Source organism: Pseudomonadota bacterium (genome assembly GCA_010028905.1).
Classification (GTDB): domain Bacteria; phylum Vulcanimicrobiota; class Xenobia; order RGZZ01; family RGZZ01; genus RGZZ01.
The window spans coordinates 1-1319 of the sequence record RGZZ01000838.1; the positions used below are offsets into that span (position 1 = coordinate 1).

A 1319-nucleotide genomic window follows, 5' to 3' on the forward strand; every position below is an offset into this window, starting at 1 on the left:
GGTGAGCCGTCCGCACTTCGCGAAGTGAACCCCACCGTCGCGGCAGCGATCCTGACAGCCCGAGGCTGGTCGAAGAACCAGAAGGCAACGGTGGTCGATCTGTCGATTGCCGCTTGCGGCAGTCTTCTGGATCGGATGGAAGACCTGACCGCCGAGTTGAACCGTCTCGATGACGATGAACGGGTGCCTACGCCCGTGCAGCGTCAGATCGAGCACCTCTGTCGAAAGCGCGAAGAACTGGCGAGCATCGCCGTGCTCGTTCGTGAGTTCGACGATGACGGCTGGCATCGCCTGTCGCGAGCGTTGGACATGCTCGACTGCGAAGGGGAAGTCGTGTCCCGTCGCTTCCCCCGCGTCGACATTGTCGACGTCACCGGCTTTGGCCGCATGGCCGTGTCCCTCTTGCCCGACGAGTGGTGGACGCGCCACGTCTCTGCCGAATAAGGCAAGAGGCGTCGGGTCCAACTTGTAGAGGGGAGCATGGTGCTCCCCTCTTTCAACAACGCCACGCATGGTGCGTGGCAGAAAGACAGAGACAATGAACCGTGATGAAGCCCTCCGCAAAGTCGCCAGCCTCTTGAAGCTGGCGAACTCCAACAACGCCAACGAGGCTGCGCTCGCGGCGCAGCGTGCGCAGGAGATCATGGCGAAGTTCCAACTGGACAGCGCCATGCTCGACGTCGATGCCGGGGCCAAGGCCGAACCCGACGAGCCGATCTTGGACTTCGGCAAGAAGGGTGCCCCGCTCGACGACACAGGTGGCAAGAAGTCAACGTGGCGCATCCGACTCGCCGACCACATCGCTCGGGCGAACGGGTGCCGCATCTACTTGAGCGGTGCGCGTACGCAGATCGTGGGGCGACCGTCGGATGCTGACACCATTCGATACCTGTTCGCCTACCTGACGAAAGAGGTGGACCGTCTCTGCGACCGTGAGGGGAAGGGCTGCGGTACAACGTGGCGCAACAACTTCCGGCTCGGTGTCGTGGACACCATCGCAGAGAAGCTGCAAGAAGCGCGGCGTGTCGTCCATGCACAGGCCCGCGAAGAAGTCCGCAACAACCCGCTGGCGCTGATGCGTGTCAACACGGCGATCGAGAAGATCGCCGCGAAGTCGGTGGGGGTGGACCTGTGGATGAAGGCGCACATGAACCTGCGGAGCGGTCGCGCATCGTCGTCGTCCTACGACGGCGCTGCGCGTGCGGCGGGGCAGGCGGCGGGTCGAGAGATCAACGTCGGCGGTCGCAGCGCGGGTGCGCTCGGCGGTCGATCGAAGATGCTCGGCGCGTGAGCGAATAAGGCTCGACACGTCGGGTCCA

2 protein-coding genes are annotated in these 1319 nt (G+C 63.8%); both read left to right on the forward strand.

Translation table 11 applies throughout. The features are described 5' to 3' along the window. The coding region (locus EB084_25750; protein ID NDD31668.1) for a hypothetical protein at positions 1-444 on the forward strand (444 nt) is incomplete at its 5' end. A gap of 67 nt (positions 445-511) precedes the next feature. Further along, positions 512-1291 (forward strand): DUF2786 domain-containing protein, encoded by a 780-nt coding sequence (locus tag EB084_25755; protein ID NDD31669.1) that lies wholly within the window; start codon positions 512-514, stop codon positions 1289-1291. Positions 1292-1319 lie beyond the last annotated feature (28 nt).